Origin of the sequence: Streptomyces sp. NPDC098781 (assembly GCF_044759995.1) — a bacterium.
Taxonomy (GTDB): domain Bacteria; phylum Actinomycetota; class Actinomycetes; order Streptomycetales; family Streptomycetaceae; genus Streptomyces.
In genome coordinates this window covers 895,369-912,701 of the sequence record NZ_JBIWAK010000001.1, presented here as the reverse complement: position 1 = coordinate 912,701, position 17,333 = coordinate 895,369, and the positions used below count along the sequence as shown (strand labels likewise).

Annotated in this window: 11 protein-coding genes; 5 read left to right on the top strand and 6 right to left on the bottom strand. The window is 69.9% G+C overall.

What is annotated here, in order from left to right:
- Positions 1-241: 241 nt before the first annotated feature.
- From ACIQWG_RS03870 to ACIQWG_RS03860, 3 genes are all read right to left on the bottom strand, one after another.
- On the bottom strand, positions 242-1,555 hold the full coding sequence (locus ACIQWG_RS03870) for a cation:proton antiporter (protein WP_404089854.1): 1,314 nt from the start codon (positions 1,553-1,555) through the stop codon (positions 242-244).
- Positions 1,556-1,561: 6 nt separating this feature from the next.
- Positions 1,562-2,047 (bottom strand): cation:proton antiporter regulatory subunit, encoded by a 486-nt coding sequence (locus ACIQWG_RS03865; protein ID WP_404089852.1) that lies wholly within the window; start codon positions 2,045-2,047, stop codon positions 1,562-1,564.
- A gap of 80 nt (positions 2,048-2,127) precedes the next feature.
- Positions 2,128-2,982 (bottom strand): alpha/beta fold hydrolase, encoded by an 855-nt coding sequence (locus ACIQWG_RS03860; protein WP_404089851.1) that lies wholly within the window; start codon positions 2,980-2,982, stop codon positions 2,128-2,130.
- A 214-nt stretch (positions 2,983-3,196) separates the two neighbouring features.
- Between ACIQWG_RS03860 and paaK the strand changes: the two genes are divergently transcribed.
- Positions 3,197-4,492, top strand: coding sequence for a phenylacetate--CoA ligase PaaK (gene paaK / locus ACIQWG_RS03855; RefSeq protein ID WP_404089849.1), 1,296 nt, complete (start codon positions 3,197-3,199; stop codon positions 4,490-4,492).
- Between the two features lie 130 nt (positions 4,493-4,622).
- Here paaK and ACIQWG_RS03850 read toward each other — a convergent pair whose 3' ends face one another.
- A complete protein-coding gene (locus ACIQWG_RS03850; RefSeq protein ID WP_404089847.1) occupies positions 4,623-6,122 on the bottom strand; it encodes an acyl-CoA synthetase in 1,500 nt (499 codons plus the stop codon).
- A 119-nt stretch (positions 6,123-6,241) separates the two neighbouring features.
- Between ACIQWG_RS03850 and ACIQWG_RS03845 the strand changes: the two genes are divergently transcribed.
- The 4 genes from ACIQWG_RS03845 (at position 6,242) to ACIQWG_RS03830 (ending at position 14,539) form a co-directional block, all read left to right on the top strand.
- Positions 6,242-8,683 (top strand): penicillin acylase family protein, encoded by a 2,442-nt coding sequence (locus ACIQWG_RS03845; protein ID WP_404089845.1) that lies wholly within the window; start codon positions 6,242-6,244, stop codon positions 8,681-8,683.
- Between the two features lie 248 nt (positions 8,684-8,931).
- Positions 8,932-10,416 (top strand): cytochrome P450, encoded by a 1,485-nt coding sequence (locus tag ACIQWG_RS03840; protein WP_404089843.1) that lies wholly within the window; start codon positions 8,932-8,934, stop codon positions 10,414-10,416.
- Positions 10,400-11,428, top strand: coding sequence for a (-)-alpha-amorphene synthase (locus tag ACIQWG_RS03835; RefSeq protein ID WP_404089841.1), 1,029 nt, complete (start codon positions 10,400-10,402; stop codon positions 11,426-11,428). The genes ACIQWG_RS03840 and ACIQWG_RS03835 overlap by 17 nt, the downstream gene beginning before the upstream one ends.
- 201 nt (positions 11,429-11,629) lie before the next feature.
- Positions 11,630-14,539 (top strand): ATP-binding protein, encoded by a 2,910-nt coding sequence (locus tag ACIQWG_RS03830; protein ID WP_404089839.1) that lies wholly within the window; start codon positions 11,630-11,632, stop codon positions 14,537-14,539.
- Positions 14,540-14,566: 27 nt separating this feature from the next.
- Here the strand turns inward: ACIQWG_RS03830 and ACIQWG_RS03825 are convergent, their stop codons facing one another.
- Together ACIQWG_RS03825 and ACIQWG_RS03820 are read right to left on the bottom strand one after the other, a co-directional pair.
- Positions 14,567-16,144, bottom strand: a complete 1,578-nt coding sequence (locus tag ACIQWG_RS03825; RefSeq protein WP_404089837.1) for an acyl-CoA synthetase — start codon at positions 16,142-16,144, stop codon at positions 14,567-14,569.
- Positions 16,141-17,250, bottom strand: a complete 1,110-nt coding sequence (locus ACIQWG_RS03820; RefSeq protein ID WP_404089835.1) for an NAD(P)H-dependent flavin oxidoreductase — start codon at positions 17,248-17,250, stop codon at positions 16,141-16,143. Before ACIQWG_RS03820 ends, ACIQWG_RS03825 begins: the two co-directional genes overlap by 4 nt.
- Positions 17,251-17,333 lie beyond the last annotated feature (83 nt).

Here is a 17,333-nt window from a genome sequence, read left to right as displayed (position 1 = left end):
TTAGCAGTGCCTTGGCCGTGCCTCTGGTCCGGGCGGACGTACGCCGGCGTATGTGGCACGGGTACGGCCGGGAGCGACAACTCCCGGCCGTGACAGTCCCTTGGGCGACCTGGTGCCTTGGGGGCGACCCAGTCCCTTGGGGCGACCTGGTCCCTCGGGGCAACCCAGTCCCTTGCGGCAACCCGGTCCCTTGGGGCAACCCAGTCCCTTGCGGCAACCCGGTGCCTTGGGGCAGCCTCCCTCAAGACCTGCCGAGCACGTCCCGGCCGTCCACCGCGTCGTACGCCGCGTCCGTCGCAGGCTCGACCGGGGTCTCGCCCTCGGCACCCCTCTCTCGGTCCGCGCGGCCCGCATCGGTCTCCACCGCCGCCGTGTCCGTCGCGGCGGACCGGGCGACCCGCCACCGTGTCAGACGCGTCGCCAGCGGTTCGGTGTAGCGGGCGGTGAGCGGGCCCACGATCACCAGGATCAGCACATAGGCGGTGGCCAGCGGGCCCAGGTTCGGCTCGATGCCGGCTGTGACCGCGAGGCCGGCGATGACGATGGAGAACTCGCCGCGGGCGACCAGCGTGCCACCCGCCCGCCAGCGGCCCTTGGCGGAGATCCCGGCCCGCTTGGCGGCCCAGTAGCCGGTGGCGATCTTCGTGCCCGCCGTGACGACGGCGAGGGCGAGCGCGGGCAGCAGGACCGGCGGGATGCTCGCGGGGTCGGTGTGCAGCCCGAAGAAGACGAAGAACACCGCGGCGAACAGGTCCCGCAGCGGCGCCAGCAGGTTGTGCGCTCCCTCCGCCACCTCACCGGACAGCGCGATGCCGACCAGGAACGCGCCGACTGCGGCCGAGACCTGGAGCTGCTGGGCGAGCCCGGCCACCAGCAGGGTCAGACCGAGCACGACGAGGAGCAGCTTCTCGGGGTCGTCGCTGGAGACGAAGCGCGAGATGTGACGGCCGTAGCGGACCGCGAGGAGGAGAACGAGCCCGGCGACGCCGAGTGCGATGGCGAGGGTGACGCTCCCGGCCGCGAGGCCTGCGCCGGCCAGCAGGGCGGTGACGATCGGCAGGTAGACGGCCATGGAGAGGTCCTCGAGGACGAGGATGCTCAGGACCACCGGCGTCTCACGGTTGCCGAGCCGCCCGAGGTCGCCGAGGACCTTGGCGATCACGCCGGAGGACGATATCCAGGTGACGCCGGCCAGTACGACGGCGGCGACCGGACCCCAGCCGAGCAGCAGGGCCATGGCGGCACCCGGCAGCGCGTTGAGCGCGGCGTCGACGAGTCCGGCCGGGTACTGGGTCTTGAGGTTGGAGACCAGGTCGCTGGCCGTGTACTCGAGGCCGAGCATCAGCAACAGCAGGATCACCCCGATCTCGGCGCCGATGGCGACGAACTCCTCACTGGTGCCCAGCGGAAGCAGCCCGCCCTCGCCGAAGGCGAGTCCGGCGAGCAGGTAGAGGGGAATCGGCGAGAACTGGAACCGTCCGGCGAACCGGCCCAGCAGACCCAGACCGAAGATGATGGCGCCGAACTCTATGAGGAAGACCGCGGAGGAGTGCATCGCGGCTCACACCCGCCCGAGTATCTCGGCGGCCGCGTCGACGCCCTCGCGCGTGCCGATCACGATCAGGGTGTCGCCACCGGCCAGCCGGAAGTCCGGGGCGGGCGACGGGAAGGCCTCGGCGCGGCGCAGGACCGCGACGATGGACACGCCGGTCTCCGTGCGCATCCGTGTGTCGCCGAGCAGACGTCCGTTCCAGTGCGAAGTGGCGGACAACTCCACGCGCTCGGCGACCAGGCCCAGTTCGGTGGTGGACAGCAGGTTCGGGCTGTGGTGCGCCGGCATCAACGCGTCGATCAGCGTGGTCGCTTCGGCGGAACTGAGCTTCACCGACAGGGCGCACGCGTCCGGATCGTCCTGGCGGTACGCGCTCAGCGTCCGCGAGCCGTCCCGGTGGGCGACCACGGACAACCGGCGCTGTTCGCGCGTGGTGAGGTCGTAGCGGACCCCGATCCCGGGCAATGGCGTACTGCTCAGGCGTGGCGCGCCCATAGCTGTCCCCCCTCGTTCAGGTGTCTCTTCCAGCACTCTTTTGACGAAACTTTAACTACTCCTGTGCGGCCGGGCCGAACTCAGCCCTCTCGTCGGCCGCTCCCGCCCAGGAACGCGACGACACGCCGTACGAACCAGTCGGCGTCGTCGAGCCATGGGTGGTGCCCGGCGCCGGGCTGCACGGCGACCTCGGCGTTGGGGAAGACGTCGGCGGTGCGGCGGGCGAGGTCGGGGCTGGGCGATCCGTCGAGTTCGCCGGCGAGGACGAGGACCGGGGCGGCGAACCGGGAGAGTGCGGAGCGTGTCGTGGGCGGGTCGTAGGCGCCTGCGGAGCCGTAGATGCCGGCGGCCTCGTCGTTGGACTCGTCGTCACCCCGCGCGTCGTGCTCCTTGGCCGTGTCGTCCCAGCGCCCGTAGAAGAAGGGCGCGAACGCGGGGTCGAAGTCGCCGTCTCCTGCCAGCCAGGTCTCGAACGCCGGAAAGGCCGCCGCGAACCACGGCTCACCCGCCCGCAGCCGGGCGGCAGCCAGCCGTTCCTCGACCGTGGGCAGTAGCCCCAACGCCCATGGCGCCGCGGTCACCAGGGCCAGCCGGGACACCCGCGCCGGGTGGCGGGCGGCGTAGAGCATGGCGAGGCTGCCGCCCGCGGAGTGACCGAGCACATCTATGTGGGCCAGCCCCATGTGGTGGCGCAACATGTCGACGTCGTCCACCAGGTGGTCGCAGCGATATGTGGCGGGGTCCGCCGGCACGGCCGAGTCGCCGGTGCCACGAAGGTCGAGCAGCACGAGCTGCCGATGCGCCGACAGTCCGCCGAGGTCGCCCAGGTAGGTGGAGGCCCGCATCGGCCCGCCGGGCAGGACTACGAGTGGTTCGCCGTCGCCCCGCAGGTGGTAGGTGATCCGGGTCCCGTCGGAGGCGCTGAAGGTCGGCATGTGGACCGATCTTGGTCGCCGGCCGACTGTCCCGCAACGAGGCAGGTCACACGACTGCGCACACCACCGGCCGGGCACTCGGCGGCAGAAAGTGCGCCCCACCCCCTTGCCTGATCAACCCACGCCTGGATTACTGATCCCCAACACCCAGACCGAATGATCGGTCGTCCGGATTAGCATGGTTGTTGACATGGTTGGCGAGGGAGAAGTCCCCATGGCGGACGCGACGGAACTGCTGGACTCGGGGGAACGGCTCGACCCGGAGGCGCTGCGGGCGCTCCAGCTGGAGCGGTTGCGGAGATCGCTGCGTCACGCGTACGACAACGTGCCTTTCTACCGTGAATCCTTCGACAAGGCGGGCATACGGCCCGACGACTGCCGTTCCCTCGCCGATCTGGCCCGCTTCCCGTTCACGACCAAGGCCGACCTGCGCGAGAACTACCCGTACGGCATGTTCGCCGTGCCCCAGGACCGTATCCGCCGTATTCACGCCTCCAGTGGCACCACCGGACGCCCCACGGTCGTCGGCTACACCGACGCCGACCTTTCGTTGTGGTCCGACATGGTGGCGCGCTCCATCCGGGCGGCCGGCGGACGTCCCGGGGACAAGGTTCATGTGGCCTACGGCTATGGGTTGTTCACCGGTGGGCTCGGCGCACACTATGGGGCCGAAAGGCTGGGCTGTACGGTCATCCCCGCGTCCGGCGGTATGACGTCCCGCCAGGTCCAGCTGATCCAGGACCTCAGGCCCGAGGTCATCATGGTGACGCCTTCGTACATGCTCACCCTTCTCGACGAGTTCGAACGACAGGCCGTCGATCCGCGCCGCACTTCCCTGCGTGTGGGTGTGTTCGGCGCCGAGCCCTGGACCGAGCAGATGCGTCACGAGATCGAGGAGCGGTTCGCGATCGACGCCGTCGACATATACGGGCTGTCCGAGGTGATCGGGCCCGGCGTCGCGCAGGAGTGCGTGGAGACCAAGGATGGGTTGCATGTGTGGGAGGACCACTTCTACCCCGAGATCGTTGACCCGATCACCGGCGAGTCGCTGCCCGACGGCGAGGAGGGCGAACTCGTCTTCACCTCGCTCACCAAGGAGGCGATGCCGGTCATCCGGTACCGCACCCGGGACCTGACGCGGCTTATGCCCGGGACGGCGCGGGTGTTCCGGCGGATGGAGAAGATCACGGGTCGCAGTGACGACATGGTCATCCTGCGCGGGGTCAATCTCTTCCCCACCCAGATCGAGGAGATCGTGCTGCGGACCCCGGGCGTGGCACCGCACTTCCAGCTGCGCCTGACCCGCGAGGGCCGGCTCGACTCCCTGACCGTCCGCGCGGAGGCCCGGCCCGACGCCTCCCCCGAGACCCGGGACGCGGCCGCGCAGGCCATCGCGGCGGCGGTGAAGGACGGCATCGGGGTGTCCGTCGCCGTGGAGATCGTCGAACCGGAGTCGTTGGAGCGCTCCGTGGGCAAGATCCGGCGGATCCAGGATCTACGGCCTCGCTGAGCACCTGGCCTCGCTGAGCACCTGGCCTCGCTGAGCACCTGGCCTCGCTGAGCACGTGGCCTCGCCGGGCACGTGGCCCCTCGCTGGACACGTGGCCACGCATAGCACTCAGCCTGGCTGAAGATCCGGTCTAGGCGTCGGCGAAGCGGTCCCGCAGCTCCCGCTTGAGGATCTTCCCGCTCGCGTTGCGCGGTAGCTCGTCCACGAACGTCACCCGCTTGGGCGCCTTGAAGTGGGCGAGCTTCTCGCGCGCGTGGTCGATCAATTCGGCCTCGCTCACCTCGCCGCGCGGCACGACGACGGCCGTGACGGCCTCGATCCACCGTTCGTCGGGCAGGCCGATCACGGCGACCTCGGCGACGCCGTCGTGGGTGTACAGGGCGTCCTCGACCTCACGTGAGGCGATCAGTACGCCACCGGAATTGATGACGTCCTTCACCCGGTCGACGATGGTGAAGTAGCCGTGCGCGTCCCGTACCGCGAGGTCACCGGAGCGGAACCAGCCGTCGCGGAAGGCCTCGGCGGTCTCCTCGGCCTTGTCCCAGTAGCCCTCGCACAGTTGCGGGGAGCGGTAGACGATCTCGCCGGGGGTGCCGTCGGGCACGTCCTCGCCGTGCCCGTCCACCACACGGGCATCCACGAAGAGGACGGTTCGGCCGCACGAGTCCATGCGGCCCTTGTGCTCGTCCGGGGCCAGCACCGTGGCCAGCGGGCCGATCTCGCTCTGTCCGAAGCAGTTGTAGAAGGCCAGTTCGGGCCAGCGCTCGCGCAGCCGCTCCAGTACCGGCACCGGCATGATCGAGGCGCCGTAGTAGGCCTTGCGCAGTCCGTCGAGGTCGCGGGTGGCGAAGTCGGGGCGGTTGGCCAGGCCGATCCACACCGTGGGCGGGGCGAACAGGCTGTCCGCGCGGCCCGCCTCGATCAGTTCGAAGAGCCGGTCGCCGTCGGGCGCCTCCAGGATGACGTTGGTGGCGCCGACGGCGAGGTACGGCATGAGGAACACATGCATCTGCGCCGAGTGGTACAGCGGCAGCGAGTGCACGGGGCGGTCCCCCGCGCTCAGGTCCAGGGCGGTGATCGCGCTCAGGTACTCGTGCACCAGGGCGCGGTGGGTCATCATCGCGCCCTTCGGCAGGGCCGTCGTACCGGAGGTGTAGAGCAGCTGCACCAGGTCCTCGCTGCGCGGCTCGGGGCCGTCGTAGGCGGGTGCGGTGGCCTGTCGCGTCAGCAGTGAGTCGTCGGCGTCGCGCAGCGGCAGCGTGGGAACCCCGTCGGGGAGCCGGTCGGCGAGGGCCGGGTCGGTGAGGACCAGGGAACTGCCGGACTGGCCGACGATGTAGGCGAGGTCGTCACCGGTCAGGTTCTGGTTGACGGGGACGTGCACGAGGCCCGCGCGGGCGCAGGCGAGGAACGCGATCAGATAGGCGGCCGAGTTGTGTCCGTAGGCGGCGACCCGGTCGCCGCGGCCGAGGCCCTGGTCGAGCAGGACGCTCGCCGCGCGGGAGACCGCCTGGTCGAGTTCGTCGTACGTCCATGCCTGCGCGCGGTCCTCGATCGCGATGCGCGCGGGGGTGCGTCGGGCGCTGCGGCGCAGCACTCCGTCAACCGTGCTGCCGTGTCCTGGCGTCATGACACATGATCCTCGGTGCCTCGGAGAGACGGGTCAAGGCACGGGCCGGACACGCGACCGGGGCACATACCCGTTGGTACGCTCAACGGCTCCTTCCCTCATCGACGTTGGGAGGCACGATGCGCACCCGCCCCAGACGCCTTGTCGTCGCGACCGTCGCCCTGCTCGCCACCGTGGCCGGGCTACCCGCCACCGCGGCCGAACGGCACGATCAGCCGGAACAACGGAACCGGCCCTCGCACGGCGGCCTGTCCGCCACTATCCGCTATACCGAGTACGGCATCCCGCACATCGTCGCCCAGGACTACGAGTCCCTCGGCTTCGGCACCGGTTGGGCGCAGGCCGCCGACCAGGTGTGCGTGCTCGCCGACGGCTTCGTGACCGTGCGCGGCGAGCGTTCGAGGTTCTTCGGTCCGAAGGCGCCGGCCGACTCCGCGCTGTCCTCGGCGACCAGCAATCTCTCCAGCGACCTGTACTTCGGCGGGGTGCGCCAGACGCGCACCGTGGAGAAGCTGCTCGCCGAACCGGCGCCGCGCGGCCCCAGCCGTCAGGTCAAGGACCTGATGCGAGGCTTCGCGGTCGGGTACAACACCTGGCTGCGGCAGAACCGGATCAACGACCCCGCATGCCAGGGCGCCTCCTGGGTGCGGCCGGTCACCTCACTGGACGTGGCGGCCCGTTTCTACGCACTCGCCGTGCTCGGCGGGCAGGGCGGCGCCGTGGACGAGATCACCTCGGCCCAGCCGCCCACCACCACCACCACCACCACCGCCCGCGCCAAGGGCCTGGGGACGAGCCCGGACGCCGATGCCCTGGTACGGACCGTGCGTGAACGCACAGCCGACGCGGACATGGGTTCGAACGCGGTCGCCTTCAACGGCGCCACCACCGCGAACGGACGTGGCCTGCTGCTCGGCAACCCGCACTATCCGTGGCACGGCGGGCGGCGCTTCTGGCAGGCGCAGCAGACGATCCCCGGCGAGCTGAACGTGGCCGGCGCGGCGCTGCTCGGGTCGCCGACGATCTCCATCGGTTTCAACTCCCATGTGGCGTGGAGCCACACAGTGTCAACCGGGGTCCCGTTCAATCTGCACCAGCTGACCCTGGACCCCGCCGACCCCACCGTCTATCTCGTGGACGGAAAGCGCGAGCGGATGAGGAAGCGGACCGTGACCGTCGCGGTCAAGGGCGGCGCACCCGTGACGCGCACCCAGTGGTGGACCCGCTACGGTCCGGTCGCCGCCGCCACCGAAGCCGGCGCCGGTCTCCCACTGACCTGGACCGCGACCACGGCGTACGCCTACAACGACCCCAACGCGGCCAACATGCGGTTCGCCGACACCTCGCTCGGCTTCGGCAAGGCACGCGGTGTGGCCGACGTCCAGAGGTCCCTCTCCCGCTCTCAGGGCCTGCCCTGGGTGAACACGATCGCCGCGGACTCCTCGGGACACTCCCTCTACACCCAGTCGCAGATACTGCCCCGGATCACCGACGACCTGGTGTCGCGCTGTTCGACAGGGTTGGGCAGGACGACATACCCGGCGGCGGGTCTGGCGGTTCTCGACGGCTCGCGCGGCGACTGCGCGCTGGGCAGCGACCGGGACGCCGTCCAGCCCGGGACGTTCGGGCCCGCGCGGATGCCGACCCTGAAGGACGCGGCGTACGTGGAGAACTCCAACGACAGCGCCTGGCTCGCCAACGCCGACCGGCCGCTGACCGGCTATGAGCGGATCTTCGGCACCGTGGGCACACAGCGCTCCCTGCGCACGCGCGGCGCGATCGAGGACGTGGCCGCGATGGCGGAGCGGGGCGGTCTGACCGTCCGTGACCTTGAGCATCAGCAGTTCACGAATCGCGTGCCTGCGGCCGGTCTGGCCGTGGCCGACGCGGCGAAAGCGTGTGCCGCGCTGCCGGGCGGGACGGCGACGGGCAGTGACGGCAAAGCCGTTGACGTCTCCGAGGCCTGCTCGGTGCTTGCGACCTGGGATCGCACCATGGACACGAGCAGCAGGGGCGCCCTGCTCTTCGACCGGTTCTGGCGGAAGTTGACGACGAAGGTGCCGGCCGCCCAGCGCTGGAAGGTGCCGTTCTCGGCGGCGGACCCGGTGCGCACACCGAACACCCTCAACACGGACGCCGCCGGCTTCGCCACAGCCCTCGCGGACGCGGTCACCGAGCTCCGGGCCGCGGGCATCGCGCTCGACTCCCACCTCGGCGAGCATCAAGTCGTCGTACGGAACGGTCAACGCATCCCCGTGCACGGCGGCACGGAGGGGATGGGCGTGTGGAACAAGATCGAGCCGGTGTGGGACCAGACACGGGGTGGCTACACCGAGGTGACGACCGGCTCCAGCCACATCCAGGCGGTGGGCTGGGACGGCGGTCGCTGCCCGGTGGCGCGAACCTTGCTGACGTACTCACAGTCCTCGAACCCCAACTCGCGCCACTACAGCGATCAGACGCGGCTGTTCTCCGGTGAGAAGTGGGTGACCTCGCGGTTCTGCGAGAAGGACATCGTGTCGTCGCCCGCCCTGAAGACCGTCCACGTACGCGAACCCTGATCAAGTGTGGTCCCGTTCCACATGGGGCGGGACCACATGTGAGTGACACATGGGATGTGTTGTCAATGCGCCATGTGTCAAGGGCTGTTCAGTGAATGCTTCTTATGCTCCCTCGTGCTCCCGTGCGCCCCTTTGGAGAAAGGTTTCCGGAAACCAGGAGCCGCTCGGACTGGGCAGGACTTGTCTCAAGTGTTCAAGTCCGTGGCACGTTGAGTGATTTCGCGTGCCATGTTTGGCAGGAGGTTTTCATGAGCCGTGCTGTGCCTGAACAAAACCGAACGTGGCGGACAGGAACTGCACCAGGCATATTCCCACTCCTCGGCCACGGTATCGCGTTCTACCGACAACCGTTGGAGTTTCTGAATTCTTTGCCCGCGCACGGGGATCTGGTCGAGATACGGCTGGGGCCTCAGCGCGCCTGGATGGTGTGCCATCCGGAGCTGGTCCACCAGGTGCTCATGGACCCGCGCACCTTCGACAAGGGGGGCCCGCTCTACGACAGGCTGCGCATGCTGTTGGGCGACGGCGTCGGTACGTGCCGCCATCAGGCGCACCGGCGGCAGCGCAGGCTGCTCCAGCCCGGCTTCCGCGCGGCCCGGGTCACCGACCAGACGGAACTGATGGGCCAGGAAGTGGAGGCGGTGTGCCGCGAGTGGCGGGCCGGGCAGGAGGTCGACATCAGCGCGACCATGCTGACGCTGTCCGCACGGGTGATCAGCCGGGTCCTCTTCTCCGACTCGCTCGACGCCGCGAAGGTCGCCGAGGTGCACGGTTGCCTCGTCACCATCGTCCGCGGTCTGTTCCTCCGGACCGTCATACCCGTCGACGCCCCGTTCCGGATTCCCACCCCCGCGAACCGGCGTTTCCAGCACGCTTCCGCCCGTCTGCGGGCGATCGTCGACGAGGCCATCGCCGAGCGCCGACGAGAGACTCCCCCACGTGCCCGTGACGATCTCCTGGGAGTCCTGCTGACGGCCGCGCGGAGCAACGGCGATGGGGCGGCGATCACCGAGCAGGAGCTCCGCAGCCAGGTACTCACGCTGATATTCGCCGGAGCCGAAACCACCGCCCTGTGCCTTGCTTCTGCCTTCGAACTGCTGGCGCGGCACCCTCAAGAGGAGCGCCGCCTGCACTCCGAGGTCGACGTCGTACTCGCCGGAGGGCGGCCGCCCGGAGCCGATGAGCTGTCACGCCTCGTGCACACCCGGTGCGTTGTCACCGAGACGCTGCGCCACCGCCCGCCGGGCTGGCTCTTCACCCGGATGACCACCGAAGAGACCGTTCTTGCCGGGCAGCGTCTCCCACGGGGCGCCACCGTCCTGTACAGCCCGTACCTTCTGCACCACGACCCGGCCTCGTTCCCCGACCCCGAGCGGTTCCTCCCCGATCGCTGGCTGCCGGAGCAGGCAGCCACCATCCCACCCGGAGCGATGATCCCGTTCGCCGCCGGTGCCCGGAAATGCATCGGCGATACGTTCGCCATGGCGGAAGCCACCGTGGCCGTCGCGTTCATCGCCCGCCACTGGCGGCTGCGCCATCTGCCCGGCCACGTCGAACGGCTGCGCCCCGCAGCCTCCTTGGGGCAGCGGGACCTGGTGATGGTCTGCGAACCACGAGGACAACGACCGGTGGCCACACCGACCGAGGCGCCCTCCCTCGCCCTCCACGCAACGAAGACCCCTGGCGTCCACGACCCCCGAACGGCAGGTGGCGACCATGTCCACGACGCATGAGGAAATCGCGTTCACCGCAACGGGCGACATCCCCGTCGCAACGGACGACATCCCCGTCACCAATCTGCGGGAACTGATCGACACGAACCTCTACATGCCCTTCCCGTTCCAGAGCAATCCCCACGCAGCGGAAGCAGCAGCGGGTGTCGAGAAGTGGCTGAGCGCATGGGGGCTCACCGACGATCCGGCAGTGGCGGCCATGATCGCCTACACACGCCCCGCCGAACTCGCGGCCTACAACAGCCCGACCGTGGACTCAGGCCTCCTCCAGATCATGGCCAACCAGATCGCCTACCAGTTCATCTTCGACGACCAGGCTGAAGACGTCGGCACGGAGCGGCCCGGCCGGCTGATGCCCATGTTGTGCGAGAGCGTCAGGATCCTGCGGGACGGCCAACCGCCGGACACCCCACTCGGTGCCGCGCTGGCCGATCTCCGTCGGCAGGTCCATGAGCGCTGCACACCCGCACAGGCCGCACGATGGGCCTGGAACAGCCGCGAGTACGTGCACGGTCTGCTGTACGAAGCGGTGGCCCAGACCCACCCCGCACCTTTGGGGAGCGGTCAGTGCCGGTCCATCCGTTCTCTCATCGCGGGCATCGAGCCCTTTCACCCGCTGTGCGAGGCCGCGCATCCGTGCGAGCTGGTCGCGGAGGAACTGCGGCATCCCGTCGTACAGCGCCTCGGCCGGCTGTCGGTCGACGCGGCGGTGTGGATCGCCGACCTCTTCTCCGCGGTGAAGGAGCAGCGGGCCGGCGGCGTGATCAATCTGGCCCTTGCCTACCAGCGCTCCCACCAGTGCTCCCTGCCGGTGGCCGTCACGCTGGCCATCGGGCACATCAACAGCACCATCGGCGAGTTCGAGGAGCTCTACCGTGAGATCAGGCCGGAGTTGAGTCCAGCCGGGGTCGGCTATGTGGAGGGCATGGGCGGCTGGATCCCCGGATGCTACTTCTGGTCCCGTACCGTGCCACGGTACGCGGACACCGTGCTGGCCTCCGCCGTGCTCTGAGCCTCTGCCCGACCGTCACCCGCAGCGGAGGGGGCCCGAAGGGGAGCGGGAAATGGTACCCAACGGGCCGAGCCTCGAACGCCTACTCCGAAAAATTCACCCTTCTCTACCGACCTCCTGTTCCAACCCGTCCAACGGGTCGCCATCAGGCGTACGCTCGCCCCGTCCGGCGGGGAGCAACGACAGGAAGCGGTAGACCACATGACCCATGGGCTGCGGCAACCGATCACCGAACACCGGCCTCTACTCGAACGCGACCAAGAACTCCAGGCGATCGACTCCGCGTTGGCATGCCTCCGTGACTCCGTCGACGGCGTGCCCCAGGCGCCGCGCGGCGGACTGCTCGCCTTCACCGGTGCGGGCGGCATGGGCAAGAGCACACTCATCGCGGCGACGCGCGCCCGCGCCGCCGCTCACGGACTCAGGGTGGTCTCGGGCAGGGGTGGGGAGAAGGAGCAGGGCCTGGCGTTCCGCGTCGTCCGCCAGGTCATGCAGCCCACCCTGGCCACGATGAGCGACACGGAGCGTCGTGCCTTCCTGGGCAGTTGGTACGACATCGTCGGCACCACACTCGGCCTCGAGGCGACGGACACCAGTCAGATGCCGGACCCGACCGGAGTTCGCGACGGCCTCGACTGGGTCATGACGCGCCTCACGGTGATGAACGCGCCTCTCGTTCTGCTCCTGGACGACCTCCACTGGGCCGATGCCGAATCCCTCGACTGGCTCGCCTCCTTCGCGCCTCGCGTCGCGGACCTCCCGCTCCTGATCGTCGTCGCCTACCGGCCCGACGAACTCCCGCAGGACGCGACCTCGTTCCGCACGCTGGTCGAGCGCCACGAGAAGCGTCCGCATGCCCTGTCCCCGCTCGGCGAGGCCGGTGTGGCGCGGATTGTCAGGGACAAGTTGGGCGAGGCAGCCGAGGACGAGTTCTGCGGGGAGTGTTGGACGGTCACCGGGGGCAGCCCCTTCGAGACCGTCGAACTCGCGATCCGGCTCGGCGAACGGAAGGTGAAGGGAACCCAGGAAGATCTGCCCGTGATGAGGGACCTCGCCACGGCGGTCAAGGGCCCGGGGCTGATCGAGCGCCTCAACCGGCTCGGCACCAGCACCGTTCGCTTCGCATGGGCCGCTGCCGTATTGGGCGGGACCTTCTCACGAGAGCTTGCCGCGGGCATCGCGGTCCTCGGCAGCGAGGAGGCCGCCGAAGCGGCCGAGAAGCTGCGCGCCGCCCGTATCCTCGCGGACGGCGACGGGCCCAAGGGCAGCCTGGAGTTCGTCCACCCGCTGATCGCCACGACGATCTACCGGGCCATCCCCTCGAGCTTGCGGGTCGGCATGCACAACGCGGCGGCCGACGCCGCACACGCGGCCGGGCTCGGCCCCACCTCCGCCGCCCGGCACCTGTTGGAGGTCCCCTGCGACGGCCGGCCCGAGGCTGTCGCGTGCCTGCGCGCCGCCGCACGTGAGTATCTCCGCGCCGGAGCCCCGGAGGCCGCCCGGCGCGTGCTGACCCGAGCACTCCAGGAACCGCCCCCTGCGGAGGACCGCGCCGCGGTCCTCCACGATCTCGCCTGCTCGACCTTCCTGATCGAGCCCACGGCCACCGTCAGCTACCTCCGGGAGGCGCTGAAGGAGCCGGGAATCGACCCCGACCTGCGCGCGTCCATCGTCTACCGGCTGACTCAGGCGCTGGCCAACACCGACCGGCTGACCGAGGCCGCGGATGTGGCCGCCGACGAGGCGCGGCGGGCCCCCAATCCGCGTATCAAACTGCGGATGCAGGCCGATCACTTCGTCTGGAGCGCGTTCCGCACCGACGAGCCCGACTCGTCCGCCCGCTCGCGCCGGCTGACGAGGCTGGCCGACAAGCTGACCGGCCGCGGCCTGGAGGAGCGTTACATCCTCGGACTGCGGGCCTGGGACGCCCTGGTACGCGGCGAGCCGCGGCGCACCGCCCTCGAACATGCCGAGGAGGCGTTGCGCGGCGGGATGAGCTGGACCGACGAGAACCGCGGCTTCGAGGTGCCCGTCGCGGTCGCCCTGCTGTTCATGTACTGCGACCAGCCGTGGCAGGCCGAAGACCTGTTCACCAAGGGTATGGCCGAGTGCGAGCACAAGGGATGGAGCGGCTCCCACCTGGCGCAGGGGCAGACCCTTTTCGGCTATATCCGCTACCGCCGCGGCTGCCTCTCGGAGGCGGAAGAACTCGTCCGGGCCGGGTTGCGCACCGCCGAGCGGGTCGAAGGCGCGGTGCCGGCCCAGTGGTTCGCCATCGGCATCCTCATCCAGATCCTGCTGGCCCGTGGACGGACCGCCGACGCGCGTGAGCTCGCGGACGCCTACCACTACGGCGAGGTGGTCCCGAACGCCGTCATCTTCCCCGACCCGCGCACGGTGTACGCCGAGCTGCTCCTGGCGGAGCAGCGACGCCCCGAGGCGGCACGGCTGTTGTCCTCCGTCGGGGAATGGCTGGAGTCGCGGGCCTGGCGCAACCCCTCCTGGTGCCCGTGGCAGCTGCACCTGGCGTCCGCCCTCGCGCCTACCGCCCCCGATCGGGCGGTCTCCCTCGCCCGGGACGCCGTCAAGCGGGCGCGGGACTTCGGTGCGGCGTCCGCGATCGGCCAGGCGCTCCATACCGAGGCCGAGGTGACCGGTGGTCCGGCCGCGCTGGATCTGCATGCCGAGGCCGTCGCGGAACTGGAACGGTCACCCGCGTCGTACGAACTGGCCCGAGCGCTCGTCGGGCACGGCTCCGCGCTGTCCCGCAACGGGCGGGTGCAGGAGGCCGCCGACAGGCTCTACCAGGGGCTGGAAGGCGCCGTTCACTGTGGCGCCGACGCCCTCGCAGCCCGGGCCAGGGAAGAGCTCTCGGCGGCCGGACTGCGGCCGTTGCCCTTGCGTTACGCGCAGACGGACACCCTCACCGCTCACGAACGACGAACGGCCGAGCTGACCGTCCAGGGCCACTCGGTGGGCGTGATCGCGAAGGAACTGCGCCTCACCGAGCAGGGGGTGCGGCAACTGCTGTCCTCCGCCTACCGCAAGATCGGCACCGACGCCGCGGGTCTCGCCAGGGCCCTGGAGACCTTCCCGGGTTCCCGGACGTGACCCAGGAGGAGCGCCGGGCGGCTCCGCTCACACGGGCCGCGCACGCCCCTCCCAGTACGGATCCCGCAACCGCCGCTTGTACAGCTTCCCGTTGGGATCGCGCGGCAGCTCGGCGATGAAGTCGACGCTCTTGGGCCGCTTGTAGCCGGCGAGTTGACCGGCGCAGTGGTCGAGGATCGTGGCGGCGAGGGCGGGGCCGGGCTCGTGGCCAGGGGCCGGTTCGACGACCGCCTTGACCTCCTCGCCCCAGTCGTCGTGCGGAATGCCGAACGCGGCGGCGTCGGCGACGGCCGGGTGGGCCAGCAGTACGGACTCGATCTCGGCCGGGTAGATGTTGACCCCGCCGGAGATGATCATGTCGATCTTGCGGTCACGGAGGAAGAGGTACCCGTCCTCGTCCAGGTAGCCGAGGTCGCCGACGGTGAAGAAGTCGCCGATGCGGTTCTTCCGCGTCTTGGCCTCGTCCTTGTGGTAGGCGAAGCCGCCCGTGTTCATCTTCAGGTAGACGGTGCCGAGTTCGCCGGGCGGGAGCCGGTTGCCGTTGTCGTCGAAGACGGCGAGTTCACTGATCGGCCAGGCCTTGCCCACCGTTCCGGGCTTCTTCAGCCAGTCCTCCGCCGTCGCGAAGGCGCCTCCGCCCTCGCTGGCGGCGTAGTACTCCTCCACACAGGGGCCCCACCAGTCGAGCATCGCCCGCTTCACATGGTCCGGGCAGGGGGCCGCGCCGTGGATGGCGTGTCGCATGGAGGAGACGTCGTAGCGGGACCGTGTCTCCTCCGGGAGGGCCAGCAGGCGGTGGAACTGTGTCGGGACCATATGAGTGTGCGTGCACCTGTGGGTGTCGATGACACGAAGCATCTCCTCGGGGGTCCACTTGTCCATCAGCACCAGGCGGTGACCTATGTGCAGGGACGCTCCCGCGAACTGGAGCACCGCCGTGTGGTACAGCGGTGAGCAGACCAGGTGCACGTTGTCGTCGAACGGCTTGATGCCGAAGATCCCGAGGAATCCGCCCAGATAGGCCTCCTCGGGCGGCTTGCCGGGCAGGGGGCGACGGATGCCGCGGGGGCGGCCGGTGGTGCCCGAGGTGTAGTTCATGACCCAGCCGAGCGTGCGGTCGGCCGGCGCGGACTCCGGCTGCCCGTCGAGGAGTTCGGCGTACGGTCGGAAGCCCTCGACCTCGCCGACGGCGTACCGGTGGGTGGCCGGGAGGCCCGCCTCGTCGGCGGCCTGGCGGGCGGACTCGGCGAAGCGCTCGTGGGAGATGAGCACCTTGGCACCGGAGTCGGCGACGATCCAGGCGATCTCGGGGCCCACGAAGTGGTGGTTGACGGGGACCAGGTAGAAGCCGGCCTGGGAGGCGGCCAGGTACGCCGTGAAGAACTCGACGCCGTTGGGGAGGACGACCGCGAAGGCGTCGCCGCGCCTGAGGCCGGCCGCGCGCAGGCCGTGGACCAGGCGGTTGGTGGCGGCGTGCAGCCGTCCGGCGGTCCATCGTTCGCCGTCGGGGGCGACGAGGACCATGCGGTCGGGGTCGGCGGTTGCCTGGGCCCAGAAGCCGACGGGAGGTGTGCTGACGGTGTGGGCCGTGGATGTGCCGGTCACTGGCCGCTCCTTCCGGCGATGCGGTTGATGCGGTCGACGGTTCGTTCGAAACCGCGGGTGAGGTCGTCGAAGACGGCCTGGACGCTTCGTTCGGAGTTCATCCGGCCCACGATCTGGCCGACGGGTGTGCCGAGCAGCGGCTCGACCTCGTACTTCTGGATGCGGGAGACGGCTTCGGCGACGAGCAGCCCCTGCAAGGGCATCGGGAGGGTGCCGGGCCCGTCGGGGTCGTCCCACGCGTCGGTCCACTCGGTGCGCAGCTGCCGTGCCGGTTTTCCGGTCAGGGCGCGGGAGCGGACGGTGTCGGCGGAGCCGGCGGCCAGCAGCTTGGCGGTCAGCGCGGCCGAGTGCAGATCGGCTTCGGTGGTGGTCAGCCATATGGAGCCGAGCCACACACCTTGGGCGCCAAGACTGAGCGCTGCGGCCACCTGTTGGCCGCTTCCGATCCCTCCGGCGGCGAGCACGGGCAGGGGGTCGACCGCCTCCACCACCTCCGGGGTGAGAACCATTGAGGCGATCTCCCCTGTGTGCCCGCCGGCCTCGTAGCCCTGAGCGACGACGATGTCGATGCCCGCCTCCTGATGCTTGCGGGCATGCCGGGCGCTGCCCGCGAGCGCGGCGACGAGCACGCGTCGGTCGTGGGCGCGTTCCACGACATCCACGGGCGGTGAGCCCAGGGCGTTGGCGAGCAGCTTGATCGGGTAGTCGAAGGCGACATCGAGCTGGGTGCGGGCCACCTGCTCCATCCAGCCGGTGATCCGCCACCCGGAGGCCTCACCTTCGGCGAGTTCGGGCACGCCGTACTTGGCGAGGGTGTCCTTGACGAAGTGCCGGTGCCCTTCCGGGATCATCGCCTCGACGTCCGCCTCGCTGACGCCTTCGACCTTCTTCGCCGGCATGACGACGTCCAGGCCGTAGGGGTGGCCTTCGACATGTGCCTCGATCCAGTCGAGGTCGCGCTTGAGGTCGTCGGGGGCGGTGTAGCGGACCGCGCCGAGCACTCCGAAACCGCCGGCCCGGCTGATGGCCGCGGCGACGGCGGGGAACGGCGTGAAGCCGAAAATGGCGTGCTCGACTCCCAGTTTCTTGCTCAGCTCCGTCTGCATGGGCGCAGGATGCCGCAGTCCCCCGGACGACGGAAGGCCTTTTCTGATACACCGTCAGGTCTGTTGGTGCGGCCACACCGTTG

Bases quoted from the DNA above. Each gene is read 5' to 3' on its own strand.
- ACIQWG_RS03830 (WP_404089839.1), top strand. From the start codon at position 11,630: ATGACCCATGGGCTGCGGCAACCGATCACCGAACACCGGCCTCTACTC.
- ACIQWG_RS03870 (WP_404089854.1), bottom strand. From the start codon at position 1,555: ATGCACTCCTCCGCGGTCTTCCTCATAGAGTTCGGCGCCATCATCTTC.
- ACIQWG_RS03840 (WP_404089843.1), top strand. From the start codon at position 8,932: ATGAGCCGTGCTGTGCCTGAACAAAACCGAACGTGGCGGACAGGAACT.
- ACIQWG_RS03860 (WP_404089851.1), bottom strand. From the start codon at position 2,982: ATGCCGACCTTCAGCGCCTCCGACGGGACCCGGATCACCTACCACCTG.
- ACIQWG_RS03850 (WP_404089847.1), bottom strand. From the start codon at position 6,122: ATGACGCCAGGACACGGCAGCACGGTTGACGGAGTGCTGCGCCGCAGC.
- ACIQWG_RS03865 (WP_404089852.1), bottom strand. From the start codon at position 2,047: ATGGGCGCGCCACGCCTGAGCAGTACGCCATTGCCCGGGATCGGGGTC.
- ACIQWG_RS03845 (WP_404089845.1), top strand. From the start codon at position 6,242: ATGCGCACCCGCCCCAGACGCCTTGTCGTCGCGACCGTCGCCCTGCTC.
- ACIQWG_RS03835 (WP_404089841.1), top strand. From the start codon at position 10,400: ATGTCCACGACGCATGAGGAAATCGCGTTCACCGCAACGGGCGACATC.
- paaK (WP_404089849.1), top strand. From the start codon at position 3,197: ATGGCGGACGCGACGGAACTGCTGGACTCGGGGGAACGGCTCGACCCG.
- ACIQWG_RS03820 (WP_404089835.1), bottom strand. From the start codon at position 17,250: ATGCAGACGGAGCTGAGCAAGAAACTGGGAGTCGAGCACGCCATTTTC.